This is a genomic window from Caballeronia cordobensis (genome assembly GCF_001544575.2).
In the GTDB taxonomy this organism is placed as follows: Bacteria; Pseudomonadota; Gammaproteobacteria; order Burkholderiales; family Burkholderiaceae; genus Caballeronia; species Caballeronia cordobensis.
In genome coordinates, this window is record NZ_FCNY02000004.1 from 423,455 (window position 1) to 436,973 (window position 13,519).

The following is a 13,519-nucleotide window of genomic DNA, read 5'->3' on the forward strand; positions in this document are numbered from 1 at the left end:
CCGGCGGGCTCGTGCAGCGAGGGTGACGATGGAACGGACCGACTTCGAAAGCGCGCTGACGCAACTGACCGGCGCGGCGGAACTGGTGGCGGCTGGCGCGAGCGATGACCTGCGCGCTCAGGCGTTCGAGATGCTGGCGTTCTTCCGGTTGCGGCAAGGGCGCGCGGCGGCCGTATCGAACGATGAACTCTTCAAGGACACCGCAATGGCCGCGCTCACGATGGCGGGCCGCAAGGAGTTTCTTGCCGCGGCTGCGTTGCTGGAACAGGCGCGCGGGTTGTGCCGAAGCTAGCTAGAACAACTCCGTGTCGAGCGGCAGCAGGTTGATCCACTTCACTGCGGTGCGGCGCTCAACGCCATCGTCATGAATCGACCGTATCATCACGCGCTGGCCGCGCGCCTCTCCGAGCACTTCGACGATACGGTTTCGATATCGCGCAAGCGAGCCGCGTAACGGCTTGCGCTTCCTGCTCTTGCGGGGAGAAACTGCGGGCATGGACGTGACAACGATTTATGACGGCCACATCATAGCGATGCGCACGCCTTCTCTCAAATACCAGACATCCTCACTGCGATCCGCCACACCATGCGTCGAATCACTGTCCGCACGTCGCCCATACATGGCCGGGGCGTCTTCGCTCTCGCCGATCTGCCCACGGGCGCGCTGCTGCTCGAATACAAGGGTTTGCGTCTCTCGTGGAAGGAAGCGCAGCGCATGCACGAGAAGTCGAACGCGGAGAACGGTCACACGTTCCTCTTCGGTCTCGACGACGGCAGCGTGATCGATGGCGCGCGCGGCGGCAATTCCGCGCGCTGGCTCAATCACAGTTGCGCGCCGAATTGCGAGGCGGAGCAGGACGGCGAGCGCGTGTTCATCCGCGCGATCAGGCCGATCGGGAAGGGACAGGAGTTGTTCATCGACTATTGCCTGACCGTGGATGGCCGGCGCACCGCGGCCGTCAAGCGGCTCTACGCGTGCCGATGTTCCGCGCCCGGCTGCCGCGGCACGATGCTCTCGGCAAGCCGGTAATTGCGCAGATGATTTTGTTACAGCTCTTACCGGGGTAAGACCGGCAAGTTACAGAGGCCTTTCGATGGGCGGTTATACTCAGCCCCGTCTCAAAAAAACGAAAAGCCTCTTATGTTGAAAAAAATCGTGCAGATGGTCGGTATCGCGGCGATCGCCGCTGCGGCTTCGCTGCCGGCTGTGGCCGGCGACATGAATAACGCGCTTGGCGGCGCACTTGGCGGCGTGGCCGGCGCTGCGCTGGGTGGCGCGGTGGGCGGCAGCACGGGCGCGGTCATCGGCGGCGCGGTGGGCGGCGGCGCGGGTGGTGCGGTCACGTCGAATCGCAGGGAGCGCACCGGCGCGATCGTCGGCGGCGCGCTTGGCGGCGGCGCCGGCACCGCGGCGGGCAACGCGATGGGCGGCCGTAGCGGCGGCCTCGTCGGCGCGGCTTTGGGCGGCGGCGCGGGTGCGGCGCTCGGCGGCAACGTGTCGCGCTCGAACTCGTATGCGGACGACTATTCGCGCGGCCATCGGTCGGGCAAGCGGCATCACAAGCATCGTCATTACGATTGAGGTGGGGGGGGGAGGCTCGGCGTCGGACACGGCGCGGCCGACGAGCGCGTTTTCGCCTTGAGGACACCGTAGAGTCCGAAACGCGCTCCCACGCATCCCTATCCCACTCCAAGCCCCCCTTCAGAACTCGCCGTGCGCTGCCGATAAACACGCTGACGTCATCAGCCACTGCAGCCACTCGATCCGATGAAACGCGACTCTTCCGCAAGCCCGCTCCAGGCCGCCTTCCTGCGGCACGAAGACACCCTCGCGCCGCCGCAACGCGCGCTCGGCGAGGACGATCACGCCGTCTATCGCACGCTGCTCGAATCGACCAAGGCGATTCCCTGGAAGATCGACTGGGCGACGATGGAATTCGTGTACATCGGGCCGCAGATCGAGGCGCTGCTCGGCTGGGCGCCTTCGTCTTGGAAGACCGTGCACGACTGGGCCGAGCGCATGCATCCGGATGACCGCGAAGCCGTGGTCAACTTCTGCGTCGGCCAGTCCAAGGCGGGTACGGACCACGAAGCCGATTACCGCGCGCTCACCCGCGACGGCGGCTATGTCTGGCTGCGCGACGTCGTGCATGTCGAGCGCAACGGCAAGGGCGAAGTCGAGGCGCTGATCGGCTTCATGTTCGACATCAGCGAACGCAAGCGCACCGAGGAAAAGCTCGCGCAGTTGCAGCGGGAACTGGAGCGCCTGTCGTTCAGCGACAGTCTCACGGGCGTCGGCAACCGGCGCCACTTCGACAACGTCATGGCGCGCGAGTGGGACGCCGCGAAGGCAGCGGGCAAGCCGCTGTCGCTCGTCATGATCGATATCGATTTCTTCAAGTCGTACAACGACTACTACGGCCACGTTCAGGGCGACGCCTGCCTGCAGCGCATCGCGCGCGTGCTCGGCGAGGCGGCCGGCGAGCGGCATTTTCTCGGGCGCTTCGGCGGCGAGGAATTCGCGCTGATTCTCGCCGACACCGATGCCGAAGCCGCGATGCGTCTTGCCGAACGTTGCCGCACGCTGATCGCCAACGAAGCGATCCCGCATGTGCGCTCGCCGCACGATCAGCAAGTGACCGCGAGCTTCGGCGTGGGCACGGTCGTGCCCGGCGATCGCATGGACGTGACGGCTTTCATCAATCTCACCGATGCGCAGCTTTATCACGCGAAGGACAACGGCCGCAATCGCATCGCGGCGGTAGATCGCGCGGGCATGCAGGGCGAGGCGTTCAAGGCGCAGACGCGCTGATCGTCAGACGCGCCCGCTCACCGGAATCGCCGCGCCCGTAATGCATTGCGCATCGGGCGACAGCAGAAACGCGATCACCGCGCCGAGCGCTTCGGGCTTCACCCAGCGGGAGAAATCGGCGTCAGGCATGTCGCGACGATTCGGCGGGGTATCGATGATCGACGGCAACACCGCGTTCACCGTCACACCGCGGTCCTTCAGTTCTTCGGCCAGCGCTTCGGTCAGGCGCAGCAGCGCGGCTTTCGATGCCGCGTACGCGCCCATGCCCATGCCCGCTTTCATCGCGGCCAGCGCGCCGATGTTGACGATGCGCCCGCCTTCGTTCGCGCTCAGCGCCGCGAGCGCCGCCTTCGATGCGTTCAGCGCGGTCTTCACGTTCACGTCGAACATGGCTTGCCAGGTATCGGCGCCGCCGTCCGCGATCGTCTGCCATGTGAACGCGCCGGCCACGTTCACGAGCGCATGCAGGCCGCCCATCTGCTCGACGATGGCGTCCATCGCCGTTTGCGCCGACTTCGCATCCGCCAGGTCGATGCCGGTCACGATGCACGCATCGGCGAGCGGCGCGGGCAACGCGTCCTGCTTGCCGCCGTGGCCGATCAACGCGATGCGCGCGCCGCGTCCGGCGAGCACGCGCGCCGTCGCGAGTCCCAGAGTGCCAAAGCCGCCCGTGATGGCGACGATCCTGCCTTCGAGAGTGTTCATCGCGTTCTCCGCCTGTGCGTAGGTCGAAACGGCGGCGGCCCTTCGGCGCGACGCCCGGAACGCTATTGTCCTTCCGATTCGGGGCGCGCGGCGGCCCGCTGCACGGCCAGCACCGCCGCCGACGTGACCAGCCCCGTCAGCAGGATGCCGAGGAACGCGACGGAAACCGAGACGACACGCCCGACCGGCGTGGTCGGAACGATGTCGCCGTAGCCGATCGTCAGGCCGGTCACGCCGCACATGTAAAGCGTCTCGCCGAACGTGACCGGCGCGTGATCGACAGTGTTCACGGGACCGCCGAAGTAGTACATCGTCACCGCAAGCGCGATGAATCCGGCAATGTTGACGAGAAAGAGCGGCGAGAGATGCCACATCACTCTCATCATCTCGATGAGGGTCCGGCCGGGCCTGATTTTCGGATACGCGTGACGCTTGCGGGCGCTGCTTGGCATGACTTGCAACCTCGGGCCGCGCGCGAACCGTTCAGCTAAAAGAGCGTCCGTGCGCGGAGATTCATCGGCCTGCCATCGTAGCGCCGCAGCTTGAACCGGCGCTATCGAACGATGTCGCCCGAGCGTCCGGATACATCAAATTTTACGTTTTCACGCGCCGACGCCATCCGCGCGAGCAACCAGACCGCGGCGGCGACACTCAGCGCGCACACGCCCGCGACGGCGAGCGACGCCGAGAAGCCGCTCGCGAAACTCGCGCGCGCGATGCGCAGAATCGCTTCGCTGCCCGCGCCCGCGTGGGCGAGGTCGCCCGAGAGCAGGCGCGAGAGGAAGCTCGCATCGAGCACGGCTTTCGGATCCGCGAGGCTGCTCGCGTGCAGATCGAGCGCGGCGTGCGTGCGGCTCGCGAGCACCGCGCCCAGCACGCCGACCGACGTGACGATCGCGGTGAAGCGGGTCGTCGTGCTGATGCCCGACGCCATGCCGGTGCGATGCGCCGGCACGCACGCCATGATCGCTTTTTGCGTGTCGCCATTGAGCACGCCCGCGCCGAGCCCTGTGACGATCATGCCCACGGCGATCAACGCGTAGCTCGACATCCCCGCGAACAGCGCCGTCAGCAGATTGCCCGCGCCGATGATCGCGAGGCCGAGCGTGAGCAGCGCCATCGGCGGAATGCGCCTCGCGAGCGACGCGCCGATGTACGGTCCGACGACCATCGCGATCGCGAACGGCAACATGCCGATGCCCGCGCGCACCGCCGGCAGTCCGAACGCGTTTTGCAGATAGAGCGGCAGGAAGGTCATCATCACTTGCGCGCAGGCGGCGTAGCCGAACATCGCGAGGACGGCGGCGACGAAGCGCGGCTGGCGAAAGAGCGCGAGATCGATCATCGCGTGCGCGCGCGAGCGCTGCACGCGCACGAACACGGCGAAAAGCGCCGCGCACGCGACGAGGCGCGCTTCGGTGCGCCAGTCCGTCCAGCCGTCCGCTTGCGCGTCGATCAGCGCCCAGATGCCGAGCGCGAGCGCCGCGGCAAAGAGCGCGCTCCCGGCGAGATCGAGCGCGCCCGCGTGAGGGTTGCGCGATTCGCGTATGCCGCGCCACGCGCAGTACGCGAGCAGCGCGCAGATCGGCAGGTTCATCAGGAAGATCCAGCGCCAGCCGGCCCATTGCGTGATGACGCCGCCGACGAGCGGCGCGATCGTCGTCGAGACGCCCATGCAGGTGCCCCACACGGCCCACGCGCGGGCGCGCGCCGCGCCTTCGTGGAAGGTGTTGGCGATGATCGCGAGCGCCGACGTCAGCAGCATCGCCGCGCCGACGCCCTTCGCCGCGCGCGCGATGTTCAGCGCCAGCGCCGACGGCGCGAGTCCGCAGCCGAGCGACGCGAGAAAGAACACGGCGAGCCCGGCGATCAGCATTTTCCGGCGGCCGATGCGGTCCGCGAGCGCGCCCGCGGGCAACAGGCACGCCGCGAACGCGACCATGTACGCGCTCACGACCCATTCGACCTCGGCGAATCCGGCATGAAAATCCCGCGCGATGGACGGCAGCGCCACCGCGACGACGTTCGTGTCGAGCGTGATGAGCGCGCACGTCGCGGAGGCGGTGAGCAGCACGAAGCGGTCGGAGGCGGTCGATGACATAGCGATTTCGAGATAAGCGATCGGTCCGTCGATGCTAGTGGCATCGCTCTTTCCTGTCATTGACATAGAATCGTCAAATAATTATCGAAATCGTGAATACACCATGCCTGTCGAATTGCGTCATGTGCGCTGTTTCCTGAGCGTCGCACGGCATCTGCATTTCGCGCGCGCCGCGGAGGAACTCGGCATCGCGCCGCCCGCGCTCACCAAGCAGATTCAGGAAGCCGAGCGGCTGCTCGGCGTGCGGCTGTTTCATCGGACGAAGCGATCGGTCGCGCTGACGGCCGCGGGCGAGGCCTATCTGAGCGAGGCCGTCGGCGCGCTCGAACATCTCGCGCGCGGGGCCGAGCGCGCGGCGCTGGCGGAGCGTGGAGAGCTGGGGCGCATCGTGATTGGCTATGTCGGGTCGGCGGTGTATTCCGGCGTGCTGCAGGCGACCGTGCGCGGCTTTCGGGCGCGCTATCCGAAGGTCGAGATCGGCATCGAGGAAATCGTGATGCGTGACGCGGGCGCGCTGCTGATCGAAGGGCGCATCGACATCGCCTACGTGCGGCCGCCGGTGCCGTTTCCGGAAGGCGTCGAGGCGCGCACCGTGCATCGCGATACGTTCATCGTTGCGTTGCCCGCGGATTCGCCGCTGACGGCGTCGAGCACGATCACGCCGGCGCAGTTGCGCGAGCAATCGTTCGTCGTGCCCGAACAGGAGTCCGGCACGCTCGAAGTGGCGCGGCGCGGGCGCTTCACGGCGCGGATCGTCGCGCAGCCGGGCACGCTCGCGGCCGTGCTCGCGCACGTGTCGCTCGGCGGCGATGTCGCCGTCGTGCCGCGTTCGCTTGCGCAATGCGTGACGGTGCCGGACGTGGAATATCGCGAGATCGCGGGCAAGGCGGTGCCATCGGAAGTGGCGATGGTGTATCGGCGTTTCGAGCGCGCGCCGGCGGTGCGGGCTTATCTCGATTATGTCGATGCGGCGGCGTCACAGATGTAGCGCTTCGAATCCCGCGCGGTGCGCGCGTGCGAGCATCGCGCCGTGACGGCGAAGCGCTTCGCGGCGGATCGACATGGCGTCGCGCATGGCCGCGTGCAATATGTCGATGGGCACGACGCCCGGCGCGTTCGCGATCTCCCACGTCGATGCATACGCGCGCTGCTTGTGCGCATCGCCGTGTTGCAGATTCACGCGCGGCAGGCCGTACGCCATCGCGACGATGCGTCCATGCAGGCTGCTGCCCGCAAACCCTTCGCTGCGCGCGATCAGCGCGCAGATATCCCAGACGTTCAGCGAATCGAAAATCTTCACGGCGGCATGGCGCATGCGCGCCGTCATGCGTTCGTATACGGCGATGTCGTCGTGCCACGGCGCCGCGCCTGCACGAAAGAGCGCAATGCCGAGCCCGGTTGATTCGACGAGCAGATCCAGTTGATGCGCGATGCGCGCAAGCGTGGCTTCGTCGCCAAAATCAGCGCTGAACTGGATGGCCAGATAGCCGCGCGACCCTACGGGGCGCGCCGCCTGGATGCGCTCGTCGAAGAGTTCGGCTACGAGGGCCGCCGGATCGGGGACCAGCCGCGCGTCGATGCCCGCGCCTCGCAGCGTGGCTTGCGTTTGCGTGTCCCGCACGCCGATGGCGTCGGCGGTTCGGAGCTTCGTCAGCACTTCGTCGCGTAGCGCGGCATCGCGCAGATCGAGCGTCGCGCCGCCGATTGCGTCGAAGCAGATCGACGCCGCGCAAGGAAACGTCTCCCGGCCGATCACGTAAGGCGCGTGCGCGTCCGTTCCGAGTTGCGCGCGCGCCCAGACGCGGCGCTCTTCCGCGCGCGAGCCGTAGCGGGCGATGCAGGACTGCGCGTCCTCGGGGCGCGTCAGCATGACGGCAGCTTCCCATGCATCGCACGTCAGCAGCTCACCGCCCGCGTGAATCAGCGTGACGGGCTCGTCGCGCCAGCGCGCTGCGAGTTGCGGGAGCGCGGCGACGTCGTGGCCGCCGAACGCGCGCAAGTCGCGTTGCGCGCATCCGGCGAACACCGGTTCGATGCCCGGCAAGCGTTCTTCGAGCAGACGCGCGGCGACGTGCGCGAACAGCATGTCGCCGAAGTTATGACGATCGAACGCGCCGAAGATGATCGGGCCGTTGTGCGCGGCTCGCGGATTAGCCAAAAGGCCACCTATTCAAGGAAGCGCTCGACAGGCAGCATGAACCCGTCGAACTGACGAACGCTCAGTTCCAAATTCTGGAGAAAACACACATGTTGATGCACGCTGCTGGCGGAGTTCTGTTAAAGTACACACGAGGGTACACACACGGAATCATCATGCCTATCACCCGAATCTTCCGCAACGGCAACTCGCAAGCCATTCGCATTCCTGCCGAACTCGCCTATCCGGAAACGGAGACCGAGGTCGAGATCGAACGGATCGGCGACGAACTGCGCATTCATCCCGTGCGCCGCTCGCTCGCGGGCGCGCTCGACCGCTTCAAGCGCTTCGATTCCGATTTCATGGCGTCCGGTCGCAACCAGCCGGAGCAAGACGATCGGGAGTTCTTCTGATGCCGCGTTATCTGCTCGACACCAATATGTGCATCTATCTGATGAAGCACCAGCCGGAGCAAGTCGCCCGGCGCTTCGAGCAATGCTACGTCGGCGACGTGGTCATGTCCGCCATCACGTACGCCGAGCTGCAATTCGGCGTCGCGATGAGCGCAAGGCCCGAGCGAGAGCGCGCCAATCTGGCCTCGCTCGTCGAGTTGATCGAAGTCGCGCCCTTCGGCGAAGAGGCCGCAGCCGCGTATGGTCCGATCCGCCACGCCTCGCGCGAGCGCAACAAGGGCGCGCTCGACAAGCTGATCGCGGCGCATGCGGTCGCGCTGGGCGTGCCCGTCGTCACGAACAATGTCAGGGACTTCGCGCATTATCCCGGTGTGACGGTTGAAAACTGGCTTGACGACAACGCGTAAGCGGGCCATCGTCAACGTCCGCGAGACCGAGTCCGCTGGAGCGACCGATGTTCATACGAGACGGCGTCACCTACGAGTTTCATCACATGGGCATTCCCACGCGCGAGCCGCGCGCGGGCGAGCGTTACAGCGCGCAGTTCCGCATGTACACGAGCGATGCCGAATGCGAACTCATGCATGTGCAGTATCACCGTTTCCAAGAAGGCAGCGCGCTGCCCGAACTGATGCGCACGGTGCCGCATGCCGCGTTCAAGGTGAGCGATCTGGCGAAGGCCGTGCAAGGCCACGTGATTCTGCTCGGCCCTTATGAACCGATCGATGGCTTTCGCGTCGCGGTGATTCGCGACGGCGAGGCGCCCGTCGAGCTGATCGAAACCACGCTCACGGACGAGGAAATCTGGGGGCGGGCGAAAAGCGGCACGCAGTCGTCGATGTATCGGCGGGAATGATCGGCGCGCCGCCCCGCTTCGCTCACGACGTCACGCGCGTGATGCCGCCGCTCGACAAGAGACGCACGCGCTCGCCGGCATAGAACATCTGGCCATCGGCGGCCTGAGTGATCGCGCGCAGATCGCCGTTATCCAGCCGCACGGTAATCTCGAGCCCGTGCTGCTTTTCCATCCGGTCCTGCACCTGATCGCCCGCCACCGCGCCCGCGATTCCGCCGATCACGCCGGAAAGCAGCGAGCCATGCCCGCGGCCGATCGCGCTGCCCGCGACCGCGCCGAGCAAGCCGCCGCCGATCGCCCCGAGCGCGCCCGGCCGGCCGTCGTTATCGTCGATGGTGACAGGGCGCACGCTCTCGACGGTCGCCATCCGCACCGTCTGTTCGCGCTGGGTCTGCATGCTGTCGTACACGTCGGCGGAATTGCCCATCGACGCGCAGCCGCTCATGCCCACCGTGCAGGCGACGGCCAATGCACATACGGCGATAGTCGACTTGTTCATTTTTCTCTCCTCGAATCGGACGATGTCTCGTTGGAATCGGCCCGCGTTTCGTGCATCGCGGCGCCATGTGGAGCATCGTAAAGAGGCCGAATGAGCGCGGAATTACGCGTCGCGGCGCGCTTGACCTGCATGATTGAAGCGCTTATACAGGAACGTCACCGCTCGCGACCGGAGTCCTGAATGACGAGAAACGCGCTTTCCCTCGTGCTGTGCGCCGTTGCCCTCGCCGCGTGTTCGACGGACAGCGCCAATACGTCCGCCACCGCGCCGCCCGGATCGGTCACGGCGACACTTCCCCCCGGCGGCGTCTACAAGGGCGCGCTCAAAGGCAGCTCCGCCGACGCCACGCTGCTCATGCTCTTCAACGGCGCCGCGTATCTCTTCTACAGCGGCGCGGGCGGGACCGGTCTCGCGGGCGTCGCGGTCGCGGCCCACGGCGCGCAGGCGGGCAACGGGCGTTTCACCAGCGATTCGGCGTTCGACTATCGTGTGGGGAAAGCGAGCGCGTCGGCGGCCGTGTTCAGCGCCGACTTCTCGCACGCGCCGGCCGTCGCCGCCACCGTCGCGGACACAGACGGCGCGGCGCTCGCGTTTTCCGGCCGCGCCGCGCCGATGCTCGACATCGCGCCGAGTAAGGCCAACGCGGGCGGACTCTACAGCGGACGCGGCATGTCCCTCGCCGGGACGACGCAGACGCGCATCACCGTGGCCGGCGACGGCTATCTGGCCGGCAGCACGACCTCCGGCTGCATCTTCCGCGGAACCGTCGCGCCGCACGAAGGCGCGAACGCATACGACGTCTCGGTGACGTTCGGTCCCGCGCCCTGCCCCCTCCCCGATGCGACCGTGACCGGTAACGCGGTGCTCGACGGCGCCCGACTGCTGGTTGCGTTGCCAAGCCCGGATCGCGCGGACGTGTTCCTCTTCGACGGGCGGAAATAGATGCCGCGTGAAGACGCGGACCGCCGCGAAAGTTAAGCGCCCGTTGCTTACAAAGGCAATTTGTATCCTAAGATTGTTTCACCGCAGGCAGCGTCGCGGCGTTCGCGTCCGGTTGCGTCTCGGGCCGTTCGCCTCGGCGAGAGTGGTCGTGTGTTGTTCAGTGCATCTTAAAAAGCCGTACAACAGGAGACAACCCAGATGAAGACAACGCTCAAGCTTTTGCCGTTGGCCGTAGGCACCCTGTTCGCCTGCCTGCCGTTCGCGAATGTGGCGAACGCCGCGCAGGACAACGTCAACACGCTGTCGAACTTCCGTCAGACCGGCAACGCCACGCCGGCGGAAAAGATTCCGCAAAGCGGAGCGACCGCCGATGCACTGCGCAAGAACCTCGAACAGATCAAGCTGCCGCCGGGCTTCAAGATCGAACTGTACGCGGTGGTGCCGGAAGCGCGTCACATGGCAATCGAGCCGTCGACGGGCGTGGTGTTCGTCGGTACGCGCAAGAATCGCGTGTGGCAGGTGACGGACCGGACGAAGCAGCGCGTTGCGAGCGATGTCGTGCAATTTGCCTCCTCGGTGACGTTCAAGGTGCCCAACGGCGTGTGCTTCTCGCCGGACGGCGTGCTCTACGTCGTCGAGCAGAATCGCGTGCTCGCCTTTCCCGCCGCGCAGTTCTTCGGCGAAGGCGGGCCGGACGTCGCGGCGGCGGTCGTCGTGCCGCAGGGCAAGCTGATTCCGACGCAATTCGAGAGCTTCAACCACGGCGCGCGTGCATGCCGCGTCGGCCCGGACAAGAAGCTGTATATCGCGCTCGGCCAGCCGTGGAACGTGCCGCCGAAGGACAAGCTCGCCGAGCTCGACAAGAATGGGCTCGCGGGCATCATCCGCATCGATCAGGACGGCAAGAACCGCGAAGTCTATGCGCACGGCGTGCGCAATTCGGTCGGTCTCGACTTCAATCCGAAGGACAAGACGCTGTGGTTCACGGACAACCAGGTCGACGGCATGGGCGACGACACGCCGCCCGGCGAGCTGGATCACGCGACCAAGGCCGGCGAGAATTTCGGCTTTCCGTGGTACGGCGGCGGCAAGGTGCGCACGGTCGAGTACAAGGACCAGAATCCGCCGGCGGGCGTGGTCTTCCCGCAGGTCGAGTTCGCCGCGCACGCCGCGGACCTCGGCATGTCGTTCTACAACGGCAAGATGTTCCCGCAGAAGTATCAGGGCGGCATCTTCGATGCGGAGCACGGTTCGTGGAACCGCACGAAGCCGGTTGGCGCGCGCATCATGTATATCCCGATCAAGGAAGACGGCACCGCGGGCGAGCCGGAAGTCTTCGCGCAAGGCTGGCTCACCGAGAGCGGCGAATACATGGGCCGTCCGGTGGACGTGCAGGTGCTCCAGGACGGCTCGCTGCTCGTCTCCGACGACTACGCGGGCGCGATCTATCGCATCTCGTATTCGGGGGCCAAATGAAGAGAGCGTTGACGGGCGCGCTTCTGGCGGGCCTGCTCGCGGCGGCGGCGCACGCGTCGTTCGCCGCCGGCGACATCAAGGCCGGGCGGGCGAAGGCGGCGCAATGCGCGGCGTGTCACGGCATCGACGGCATGTCGAAATTGCCCGAAGCGCCCAATCTCGCAGGGCAGACCGAGGAATATCTCGTGAAGGCGCTCAACGATTTCCGCACCGGCGCGCGCAAGAACGAAATGATGACGATGATGGCGAAAACCTTGTCGGACGCGGATGTGGCCAATCTCTCGGCGTATTACCACAGCCTCGGCAAGCAGTGACATCGCCGGACGTGTTGCAATTTCGCTGCGGACCAAACCCGATTGCGATTTTTTTTGATTTAGGTATTGACGTGGGGACTTAAGGGTTTATACTAAGACCTGTCTCCTCCATGTCTCAACCGATGTGGATTCAAGCCCGCTCATCGAAGCGGGCTTTTTTTCGCCCGAAATTCCCCTCAGCCTTCGTTCCCCTCGGACAGCCCGTCGCCCAGTTCGGCCTCGATCTGGTCGATGGACGGCAACGTCGCCTCCAGCGATTCTGGCACCTCGCGAAGCAGTTGATACTCAGCGACGCCCATCGGCTTGGCGACGCCGCGCAGCGCATATTCGGCGACGAGCCGGTTCTTTTCCTTGCACAGCAGAAGTCCGATGGTCGGCTGATCGTCGGGCGCGCGCAGTTGCGCATCGATCGCCGAGAGGTAGAAATTGAGCTGGCCCGCGTACTCCGGCTTGAACGCTGTGGTTTTCAGCTCTACGACCACGTAACAGCGCAGCTTGAGGTGATAGAACAACAGGTCGATGAAGAATTCGTCGCCGCCCACGTCCAGCCGGTATTGCCGCCCGACGAAAGCGAACCCCGCGCCCAGCTCCAGCAGAAACCGCGTGATATGGCGCGTGAGCGCCTGTTCGATGTCCCGCTCCTGCGCGTTTTCGGCCAGTCCGAGGAAATCGAAGATGTACGGGTCCTTGAGCGCTTCGCGTGCCAGGTCCGACTGAGGCGGCGGCAACCGCTCGCTGAAATTGGTGACGGCGCTGCCGCTGCGTGCGCTGGCGGCGGTTTCGATCTGCATCACCAGCACCTGGCGCGACCAGCCGTGTTCGAGCGCCTTGTCCGCATACCAGTTTCGATCGTCCGGATTTTTGACCTTGTCCAGCAAGGTGCAGAGATGGAACCACGGCAATTGTGCAGCAGGCTGCTGCACGAATGCCTCGTCCGGCCAGGCTTGCGCCAGGGCGCGCATGTACTTGAGATTGCGCGGTGAAAAGCCGCGCATGTCGGGAAACGCCGCTTTCAGATCGCGCGCGAGCTGGTCGACGACACCCGCGCCCCAGCCTTGCCGCCGCTGACGATCGAGAATGTCCCGGCCGATCTGCCAGTACAGCGTGATCAGTTCGCGGTTCGCGCTGGCCGCCGCACGCCGGCGCGCGGCTTCGACGCGAACTTTCAGTTCGGCGAGCCAGCGCCGGTAATCCTCGCCCCAGGCGCTGGGAAGTTGGGCGGTCATGCGGTTCCTCGGTGCGTCGCCGGTTGTTTGTGAACGGC

Annotated in this window: 18 protein-coding genes; 11 read left to right on the forward strand and 7 right to left on the reverse strand. The window is 65.9% G+C overall.

Going from position 1 to position 13,519, the window contains the following annotated elements:
• The first annotated feature begins 28 nt into the window (after positions 1 to 28).
• Entirely contained in the window at positions 29 to 292 is a 264-nt protein-coding gene (locus AWB70_RS10570; protein WP_053571770.1) for a hypothetical protein, read from the forward strand.
• Here the strand turns inward: AWB70_RS10570 and AWB70_RS10575 are convergent, their stop codons facing one another.
• Positions 293 to 496 carry a hypothetical protein gene (locus AWB70_RS10575; protein WP_014252945.1) on the reverse strand — a complete coding sequence of 68 codons (204 nt, stop codon included), beginning with the start codon at positions 494 to 496 and terminating at the stop codon, positions 293 to 295.
• A 90-nt stretch (positions 497 to 586) separates the two neighbouring features.
• Here AWB70_RS10575 and AWB70_RS10580 point away from each other — a divergent pair, with 90 nt between their 5' ends.
• The 3 genes from AWB70_RS10580 (at position 587) to AWB70_RS10590 (ending at position 2,812) form a co-directional block, all read left to right on the forward strand.
• A complete protein-coding gene (locus AWB70_RS10580; RefSeq protein WP_053571769.1) occupies positions 587 to 1,030 on the forward strand; it encodes an SET domain-containing protein in 444 nt (147 codons plus the stop codon).
• Positions 1,031 to 1,141: 111 nt separating this feature from the next.
• Positions 1,142 to 1,582, forward strand: a complete 441-nt coding sequence (locus AWB70_RS10585; protein ID WP_014252943.1) for a hypothetical protein — start codon at positions 1,142 to 1,144, stop codon at positions 1,580 to 1,582.
• A 186-nt stretch (positions 1,583 to 1,768) separates the two neighbouring features.
• On the forward strand, positions 1,769 to 2,812 hold the full coding sequence (locus tag AWB70_RS10590; RefSeq protein WP_045459464.1) for a sensor domain-containing diguanylate cyclase: 1,044 nt from the start codon (positions 1,769 to 1,771) through the stop codon (positions 2,810 to 2,812).
• A 3-nt stretch (positions 2,813 to 2,815) separates the two neighbouring features.
• On the opposite strand, the gene AWB70_RS10595 is transcribed toward AWB70_RS10590, so the two are convergent.
• The 3 genes from AWB70_RS10595 to AWB70_RS10605 all read right to left on the reverse strand — a co-directional run bounded on the left by AWB70_RS10595 (position 2,816) and on the right by AWB70_RS10605 (position 5,618).
• Complete coding sequence (locus tag AWB70_RS10595; RefSeq protein WP_053571768.1) at positions 2,816 to 3,517, reverse strand: SDR family NAD(P)-dependent oxidoreductase; 702 nt, start codon at positions 3,515 to 3,517, stop codon at positions 2,816 to 2,818.
• Positions 3,518 to 3,579: 62 nt separating this feature from the next.
• Entirely contained in the window at positions 3,580 to 3,969 is a 390-nt protein-coding gene (locus AWB70_RS10600) for a potassium channel family protein (RefSeq protein ID WP_014252940.1), read from the reverse strand.
• Positions 3,970 to 4,070: 101 nt separating this feature from the next.
• The gene (locus AWB70_RS10605) at positions 4,071 to 5,618 is read right to left on the reverse strand and encodes an MFS transporter (RefSeq protein WP_053571767.1); all 1,548 of its coding nucleotides are present in this window, start codon (positions 5,616 to 5,618) and stop codon (positions 4,071 to 4,073) included.
• A gap of 103 nt (positions 5,619 to 5,721) precedes the next feature.
• Here AWB70_RS10605 and AWB70_RS10610 point away from each other — a divergent pair, with 103 nt between their 5' ends.
• The gene (locus tag AWB70_RS10610) at positions 5,722 to 6,606 is read left to right on the forward strand and encodes a LysR family transcriptional regulator (protein WP_053571766.1); all 885 of its coding nucleotides are present in this window, start codon (positions 5,722 to 5,724) and stop codon (positions 6,604 to 6,606) included.
• On the opposite strand, the gene AWB70_RS10615 is transcribed toward AWB70_RS10610, so the two are convergent.
• Positions 6,595 to 7,776: a polysaccharide pyruvyl transferase family protein gene (locus AWB70_RS10615; RefSeq protein ID WP_053571765.1), complete on the reverse strand. Its 1,182-nt coding sequence runs from the start codon at positions 7,774 to 7,776 to the stop codon at positions 6,595 to 6,597. The two genes, AWB70_RS10610 and AWB70_RS10615, sit on opposite strands and share 12 nt — an antisense overlap.
• A gap of 155 nt (positions 7,777 to 7,931) precedes the next feature.
• Between AWB70_RS10615 and vapB the strand changes: the two genes are divergently transcribed.
• The 3 genes from vapB to AWB70_RS10630 are packed head-to-tail and all read left to right on the forward strand — an operon-like array spanning position 7,932 to position 9,024.
• Positions 7,932 to 8,168 (forward strand): type II toxin-antitoxin system VapB family antitoxin, encoded by a 237-nt coding sequence (vapB, locus tag AWB70_RS10620; protein ID WP_053571764.1) that lies wholly within the window; start codon positions 7,932 to 7,934, stop codon positions 8,166 to 8,168.
• A complete protein-coding gene (locus AWB70_RS10625) occupies positions 8,168 to 8,575 on the forward strand; it encodes a type II toxin-antitoxin system VapC family toxin (RefSeq protein ID WP_014252935.1) in 408 nt (135 codons plus the stop codon). The genes vapB and AWB70_RS10625 overlap by 1 nt, the downstream gene beginning before the upstream one ends.
• Positions 8,576 to 8,622: 47 nt before the next feature.
• Entirely contained in the window at positions 8,623 to 9,024 is a 402-nt protein-coding gene (locus AWB70_RS10630; RefSeq protein WP_053571763.1) for a glyoxalase/bleomycin resistance/dioxygenase family protein, read from the forward strand.
• Between the two features lie 22 nt (positions 9,025 to 9,046).
• Here the strand turns inward: AWB70_RS10630 and AWB70_RS10635 are convergent, their stop codons facing one another.
• Complete coding sequence (locus AWB70_RS10635) at positions 9,047 to 9,523, reverse strand: outer membrane lipoprotein (protein ID WP_014252933.1); 477 nt, start codon at positions 9,521 to 9,523, stop codon at positions 9,047 to 9,049.
• Between the two features lie 180 nt (positions 9,524 to 9,703).
• Between AWB70_RS10635 and AWB70_RS10640 the strand changes: the two genes are divergently transcribed.
• From AWB70_RS10640 to AWB70_RS10650, 3 genes are all read left to right on the forward strand, one after another.
• Entirely contained in the window at positions 9,704 to 10,465 is a 762-nt protein-coding gene (locus AWB70_RS10640) for a hypothetical protein (protein WP_053571762.1), read from the forward strand.
• Between the two features lie 198 nt (positions 10,466 to 10,663).
• A complete protein-coding gene (locus AWB70_RS10645) occupies positions 10,664 to 11,941 on the forward strand; it encodes a PQQ-dependent sugar dehydrogenase (protein WP_053571761.1) in 1,278 nt (425 codons plus the stop codon).
• A complete protein-coding gene (locus tag AWB70_RS10650) occupies positions 11,938 to 12,255 on the forward strand; it encodes a c-type cytochrome (RefSeq protein WP_045459451.1) in 318 nt (105 codons plus the stop codon). The genes AWB70_RS10645 and AWB70_RS10650 overlap by 4 nt, the downstream gene beginning before the upstream one ends.
• Positions 12,256 to 12,431: 176 nt before the next feature.
• On the opposite strand, the gene AWB70_RS10655 is transcribed toward AWB70_RS10650, so the two are convergent.
• A complete protein-coding gene (locus AWB70_RS10655; RefSeq protein WP_053571760.1) occupies positions 12,432 to 13,481 on the reverse strand; it encodes a PDDEXK nuclease domain-containing protein in 1,050 nt (349 codons plus the stop codon).
• Between the last annotated feature and the right edge of the window lie 38 nt (positions 13,482 to 13,519).

Bases quoted from the DNA above. Each gene is read 5' to 3' on its own strand.
- AWB70_RS10570 (WP_053571770.1), top strand. From the start codon at position 29: ATGGAACGGACCGACTTCGAAAGCGCGCTGACGCAACTGACCGGCGCG.
- AWB70_RS10575 (WP_014252945.1), bottom strand. From the start codon at position 496: ATGCCCGCAGTTTCTCCCCGCAAGAGCAGGAAGCGCAAGCCGTTACGC.
- AWB70_RS10580 (WP_053571769.1), top strand. From the start codon at position 587: ATGCGTCGAATCACTGTCCGCACGTCGCCCATACATGGCCGGGGCGTC.
- AWB70_RS10585 (WP_014252943.1), top strand. From the start codon at position 1,142: ATGTTGAAAAAAATCGTGCAGATGGTCGGTATCGCGGCGATCGCCGCT.
- AWB70_RS10590 (WP_045459464.1), top strand. From the start codon at position 1,769: ATGAAACGCGACTCTTCCGCAAGCCCGCTCCAGGCCGCCTTCCTGCGG.
- AWB70_RS10595 (WP_053571768.1), bottom strand. From the start codon at position 3,517: ATGAACACTCTCGAAGGCAGGATCGTCGCCATCACGGGCGGCTTTGGC.
- AWB70_RS10600 (WP_014252940.1), bottom strand. From the start codon at position 3,969: ATGCCAAGCAGCGCCCGCAAGCGTCACGCGTATCCGAAAATCAGGCCC.
- AWB70_RS10605 (WP_053571767.1), bottom strand. From the start codon at position 5,618: ATGTCATCGACCGCCTCCGACCGCTTCGTGCTGCTCACCGCCTCCGCG.
- AWB70_RS10610 (WP_053571766.1), top strand. From the start codon at position 5,722: ATGCCTGTCGAATTGCGTCATGTGCGCTGTTTCCTGAGCGTCGCACGG.
- vapB (WP_053571764.1), top strand. From the start codon at position 7,932: ATGCCTATCACCCGAATCTTCCGCAACGGCAACTCGCAAGCCATTCGC.
- AWB70_RS10625 (WP_014252935.1), top strand. From the start codon at position 8,168: ATGCCGCGTTATCTGCTCGACACCAATATGTGCATCTATCTGATGAAG.
- AWB70_RS10630 (WP_053571763.1), top strand. From the start codon at position 8,623: ATGTTCATACGAGACGGCGTCACCTACGAGTTTCATCACATGGGCATT.
- AWB70_RS10635 (WP_014252933.1), bottom strand. From the start codon at position 9,523: ATGAACAAGTCGACTATCGCCGTATGTGCATTGGCCGTCGCCTGCACG.
- AWB70_RS10640 (WP_053571762.1), top strand. From the start codon at position 9,704: ATGACGAGAAACGCGCTTTCCCTCGTGCTGTGCGCCGTTGCCCTCGCC.
- AWB70_RS10645 (WP_053571761.1), top strand. From the start codon at position 10,664: ATGAAGACAACGCTCAAGCTTTTGCCGTTGGCCGTAGGCACCCTGTTC.
- AWB70_RS10650 (WP_045459451.1), top strand. From the start codon at position 11,938: ATGAAGAGAGCGTTGACGGGCGCGCTTCTGGCGGGCCTGCTCGCGGCG.
- AWB70_RS10655 (WP_053571760.1), bottom strand. From the start codon at position 13,481: ATGACCGCCCAACTTCCCAGCGCCTGGGGCGAGGATTACCGGCGCTGG.